Here is a 5,167-nt window from a genome sequence, read left to right as displayed (position 1 = left end):
CTGAAGCCGAGCTTCAAAGCCTATGCCGAGAGCATCGTCGCCAACGCCAAGGCGCTGGCTTCGAGCCTGCAGGAAACCGGCCTCGACATCGTGTCGGGCGGCACCGACAACCATCTGATGCTGGTCGACCTGCGCCCGAAAAACGCCACCGGCAAGCGCGCCGAGGCGGCTCTCGGCCGCGCCAACATCACCTGCAACAAGAACGGCATCCCCTTCGACCCCGAAAAGCCGTTCGTCACCTCCGGCGTTCGCCTCGGCACACCGGCCGGCACCACGCGCGGCTTCGGCCAGGCCGAGTTCCGCGAGATCGGCAAGCTGATCGCCGAGGTGCTGGACGGGCTGAAGGCGGCGAATTCCGACGAGGGCAATGCGGCAGTCGAGGCTGCGGTCAAGGCCAAAGTCACGGCGTTGACGGATCGCTTCCCGCTCTATCCTTATCTCGGTTGACCGGAAGCCGCGCGTCATCTTTTATCCGCCGGCAGTGCGCCGTCCTGATTGGGCGGCGTCGCGAACTGGAGACTTGATGATGCGCATTTTCCATCTTGCCGCCTTGGCCCTGGTCGGCTCGCTGGCCGGTTTCGCCGTGTCCGGCGCGGCCGGGCAGGAGCAGGCGCAGCCGGATTCGAATTTGCCGGCCACAAACACCTTCGGCAGATGGACCACGATCATCGACACGCTCGACACCGGGCAGGATGCGCACAAGACCTGCGCGGCCTCCGCAGCTTTCGTCGACGGCATCGGCAATGCTGGCACGCTAACGCTGTCGATCTCGACCGGCGACGCGTTGCCGCCGGATGCCTATCCCGCCATCATGATCGCCGTCGACAACAAGGACCTGCCGACCGGCAAGGACATCGCGGCGACCTTCGGCGACCCCGGCATCAAGGTTTCCGCGAAAGTCTATTCGAATGCCGTCGGCGGTCGTCCCAGCTGGACGGTCGACAACCAGGCGAAGACAAGTCTCGCTCTGCTGCGCGCCATGCGCAAAGTCACCTCGCTCGATGTTGTTTTTGGCAAGCAGACCGTCGCCAGCATTCCGATGGACGGCTTCACCAAGGCCTACCGCAACCTCGGCACGTCCTGCGGATTCCCGACCAAGGACGTCGCGCCCTGAACCGACCGGGCACGACAGGGGCAGGGCGCTGGCAATCTTTCTCGCGCCTCGCTATCTCTGAGAAATGAAAGGCTCCAAGCCTTCCGCTCACCAGAGCGAGATGACGCTTCCTTGAATCGCCATCTCGCTCTAAGATTTTGTTTTTGAAGCATGATCTTCTCCGAAGAGTCTGCAACTTTTCGGGATCATGCTCTGAATCGCAAACCCAAGGCTCTCCATGCGCTGCCCCTATTGCCAGTCCGAAGATACGCAGGTGAAGGATTCGCGTCCCGCCGAGGATGGCGCGGCGATCCGCAGGCGCCGCGTCTGTCCGGACTGCGGCGGCCGCTTCACCACCTTCGAGCGCGTGCAACTGCGCGATCTCGTCGTCATCAAGAAGTCCGGCCGCAAGGTGCCGTTCGACCGCGACAAGCTGCTGCGCTCGGTCGAGATCGCGGTGCGCAAGCGCAATGTCGACCCCGAGCGGATCGATCGCGCCGTGACCGGCATCGTGCGCCAGCTCGAAAGCTCCGGCGAGACGGAAGTGGCCTCCGGCGAGGTCGGTCGGCTCGTCATGGAGGCGCTGAAATCGCTCGACGACGTCGCCTATGTCCGCTTCGCTTCGGTCTATCGCAATTTCCGTGAAGCCAAGGATTTCCACGAGTTGCTGGGCGAACTGAAGGGCGATGAAGAAAAGACCGAAGAGGACGCCGGCTGATCATGGCGAAAGCTCAATTGGGCGGGGCCGAGCAAGCAGCCCTTGATCGCCGTTTCATGGCGGCGGCCATCCGGCTGTCGCGCCGCAATGCCGGCCGCACCGCGACCAACCCTTCCGTCGGCACCATCATCGTGCGCGACGACGGCGCCGGCCCGATGATCGTCGGCACCGGCGTCACTGCTGTCGGCGGCCGGCCGCACGCCGAGACCGAGGCGCTGGCCGAGGCCGGCGAACTGGCCCGCGGCGCCACCGCCTATGTGACGCTTGAGCCCTGCGCCCATCACGGCCGCACGCCGCCTTGCGCCGCCGCGCTGGTCAATGCCGGCATTGCGCGCGTCGTCGGCGCGGCAAGCGATCCCGATCCGCGCGTTTCCGGCAAGGGTTACGCCATGCTGCGCGCCGCCGGCATCGAGGTCGTGGAGAAGGTGCTCGCCACAGAGGCCGCCGAGCAGATGGCCGGCTATCTGATTCGATCTTTGAAGAAACGTCCCGAAGTGACGCTGAAGCTTGCGCTTTCGAGCGACGGCAAGATCGGCCGCAAAGGCGCCGGCCAGGTCGCCATCACGGGTGAGATCGCCAGGCGCGAAGTCTATCTTATGCGCGCGGAGGCCGACGCTATCCTCGTCGGCATCGGCACTGCGCTGGAGGACGACCCGGCGCTGACCGTGCGCCTGCCGGGGTTGGAGAACCGCTCCCCGGCTCGCATCATCCTCGATCGCCAGATCCGGCTGCCGGAGTCGTCGAAGCTCGTTTCCGGGGTGGATCGTGTCCCGCTCTATGTCGCGGCATGCGCCGAGGCCGACCCGCAGCGGCGGGCTGCGCTCGAACGCGCGGGCGTGCACTTCATCGGCACTGAAACTTACGAGAGCGAAGTAGCCCTGCCGGAACTGCTCGAGGATATTGCAGCCCTCGGCATGGCGAGCGTGCTGGTCGAAGGCGGCGCCAAGGTAGCCGAGGCCTTCCTGGCGGAAGACCTCGTTGACCGCATCGTCCTGTTCCAGGGACCGGAGGCGATCGGCGAGGATGGTATCGCCTCGCCGATCGACGCTGCGCATATCGCGCCGGGATTCCGCAAATTGCGTGAGATGCGCTTCGGCGAGGACAGCTATGCCGAGTGGGTAAGACCATGATCCCAAAAAGTGGGAAATGGTTTTCGGATAAGAGCATGGTCAAACTGGAAGACACGATCTGATGTTTACGGGAATCGTTACGGATGTCGGCACTGTCGCTTCGGTGAAGCCGCTCAGCGAAGGCGTCGGCCTGCGCATCGACACGGCCTATGACCCGGAAACGATCGCGATCGGCGCTTCGATTTCCTGCGGCGGCGTCTGCCTGACCGTAACGGCGCTGCCCGAGAACGGCTCGAACGCGCGCTGGTTTGAGGTGGAAGCCTGGGAAGAGGCGCTCAGGCTGACGACTGCATCCGGTTGGAAATCGGGCACCAGGATCAATCTCGAACGGGCGCTGAAGATCGGCGACGAGCTCGGTGGCCATATCGTCTCCGGCCATGTCGACGGCACGGCGAAAATCGTGGAGCGCAGGGAAGAGGGCGATGCCGTGCGCTTCACGCTGGAGGCGCCGCGTCACCTGGCGAAGTTCATCGCGCCGAAAGGCTCCGTCGCGCTCGACGGCACCTCGCTTACCGTCAACAAGGTCGAAGCTACGCGCTTCGATGTGCTTCTGATCCAGCACTCGCTGAGCGTCACTACCTGGGGCGAGCGCCAGGCTGGCGACCGCGTCAACATCGAGATCGATACCATGGCCCGGTATGCCGCGCGCCTCGCCGAGGCGGCGAAACAGGGGCTTTGAGCGAAACCGACCGGTTCCGGGGAGGCGGCGCGGATCGCTGAGGCGCCACGTCGCGCCGGCGCCTCAGCTTCCCTTCTGCTCACGCGATCTGCGGCGCCCCGGCTGGCAACGTCTAAGTGATCAAAGAACAACGAGCCCGATCAGATCAAATTCATCGATGTGGTCAGGCTGGCGGTTACAGGCGGCCTCGAGCGGACGCGGGCACAATATGCCCGCCTGTTCGAAGGCGTCGGACTGAAGCTTGAGCGGGTGATCGGCCCTCGAGCATCGATCTCGACATCGAGGCTTTGCCCGCTAGCTGAAGAAAGCCCCGGAAGATCGCGCGGCTTGCGATCCGGACCTGTCGGGAGATGCTGTGTCGGGCGGCAATCTTGTGCTTGCGATCGATCCGGCTTCGGCCTAAGTCACCGGCAACCCCCGGAGACGTTTATGGCAGGCATATCCCAACACGGCAAAGCGTTCATTCGTCCGCAGGCGAAGGCGCATCTGCTTATCGTCGAGGCGCGTTTCCACGACGACCTCGCCGACGCGCTGCTCGAAGGCGCGACCAGCGCGCTGGACGAGGCCGGCGCCACTTATGACGTCGTGACTGTTCCTGGCTCGCTCGAAATTCCGGCCGTCATCACCTTCGCGCTGGACGGTGCCGGCGAGGGCGGCGTACACTATGACGGCTTCGTCGCGCTCGGCACCATCATCCGTGGCGACACCTATCATTTCGACATCGTCGCCAATGAATCGAGCCGTGCGCTGATGGATCTTTCCGTGCAGGAAGCGGTCGCGATCGGCAACGGCATCCTGACCACCGAAAACGATGCGCAGGCCTGGACGCGGGCCAAGCGCACCGAAGGCGACAAGGGCGGCTTTGCCGCCCGCGCGGCGCTGACCATGATCGCGCTCAAAGAGAAATTCGGAGCCCAATCGTGAGCGATCCTGCCCAGACCGGTGCGGCGCGCCACGCCAACAAGCGCGGTGCCGCCCGTCTTGCCGCCGTCCAGGCGCTCTACCAGATGGACGTGGCCGGCAGCGGTGTTTTCGAGATCACCGCCGAATACGAGGCCTTCCGCCTCGGCAAGGAAGTCGACGGCGCACTTTATCGCGAGGCCGACCCGCAGTGGTTCCGCGCCATCCTGACCGGCGTCGTCGAGAACCAGAAGACCATCGATCCGATCATCCGCCAGGCGCTGACTGACGACTGGCCGCTGTCGCGGCTGGACTCGACGCTGCGCGCCATCCTGCGCGCCGGCGTCTATGAGCTGATGAAGCGCGAGGACGTGCCCGTGGCCGTGATCGTGTCGGAATATGTCGACATCGCCAAGGCCTTCTACGAGGAAGACGAGCCGAAGCTGGTCAACGCCCTGCTCGACCGTGTCTCGCGCCGGGTACGGGGCGAGGGTCGCGGCAAGGACGCATCGTGACCGCCACGGCAGTCGTCGCTGACGCCGGCAGGGAAGCGCGCCGCACGGCAGTGCTCCTCGCGGCCGCGCAAGCGATCGTCGGTTCCGCCGCGCCGATCGCCATTTCCATCGGCGCGCTTGCCGGCCAATATC

6 protein-coding genes and 2 pseudogenes are annotated in these 5,167 nt (G+C 65.0%); all 8 read left to right on the top strand.

What is annotated here, in order from left to right; translation table 11 throughout:
- A pseudogene (gene glyA, locus EOA79_RS29400) lies at positions 1–447 on the top strand (serine hydroxymethyltransferase); the annotation flags it as partial.
- A gap of 79 nt (positions 448–526) precedes the next feature.
- Positions 527–1,114: a hypothetical protein gene (locus EOA79_RS29395; RefSeq protein ID WP_095824860.1), complete on the top strand. Its 588-nt coding sequence runs from the start codon at positions 527–529 to the stop codon at positions 1,112–1,114.
- Positions 1,115–1,331: 217 nt separating this feature from the next.
- Positions 1,332–1,811, top strand: a complete 480-nt coding sequence (gene nrdR, locus EOA79_RS29390) for a transcriptional regulator NrdR (RefSeq protein ID WP_059184872.1) — start codon at positions 1,332–1,334, stop codon at positions 1,809–1,811.
- A gap of 2 nt (positions 1,812–1,813) precedes the next feature.
- Positions 1,814–2,941: a bifunctional diaminohydroxyphosphoribosylaminopyrimidine deaminase/5-amino-6-(5-phosphoribosylamino)uracil reductase RibD gene (ribD, locus tag EOA79_RS29385; RefSeq protein WP_164893997.1), complete on the top strand. Its 1,128-nt coding sequence runs from the start codon at positions 1,814–1,816 to the stop codon at positions 2,939–2,941.
- Positions 2,942–3,002: 61 nt separating this feature from the next.
- A complete protein-coding gene (locus EOA79_RS29380; RefSeq protein ID WP_095824740.1) occupies positions 3,003–3,620 on the top strand; it encodes a riboflavin synthase in 618 nt (205 codons plus the stop codon).
- Positions 3,621–4,049: 429 nt separating this feature from the next.
- Positions 4,050–4,544 (top strand): 6,7-dimethyl-8-ribityllumazine synthase, encoded by a 495-nt coding sequence (gene ribH, locus EOA79_RS29375; protein WP_067000738.1) that lies wholly within the window; start codon positions 4,050–4,052, stop codon positions 4,542–4,544.
- A complete protein-coding gene (nusB, locus tag EOA79_RS29370; RefSeq protein WP_095824739.1) occupies positions 4,541–5,035 on the top strand; it encodes a transcription antitermination factor NusB in 495 nt (164 codons plus the stop codon). The genes ribH and nusB overlap by 4 nt, the downstream gene beginning before the upstream one ends.
- Positions 5,032–5,167: pseudogene (locus EOA79_RS33900) on the top strand (MFS transporter); the annotation flags it as partial. The gene nusB and the pseudogene EOA79_RS33900, both read left to right, overlap by 4 nt.

This window comes from Mesorhizobium sp. M1A.F.Ca.IN.020.03.2.1, from assembly GCF_004023205.1.
Taxonomy (GTDB): Bacteria; Pseudomonadota; Alphaproteobacteria; order Rhizobiales; family Rhizobiaceae; genus Mesorhizobium.
The sequence above is the reverse complement of the archived record's forward strand: the minus strand, read 5'-3'. Positions and strand labels throughout refer to the sequence as shown.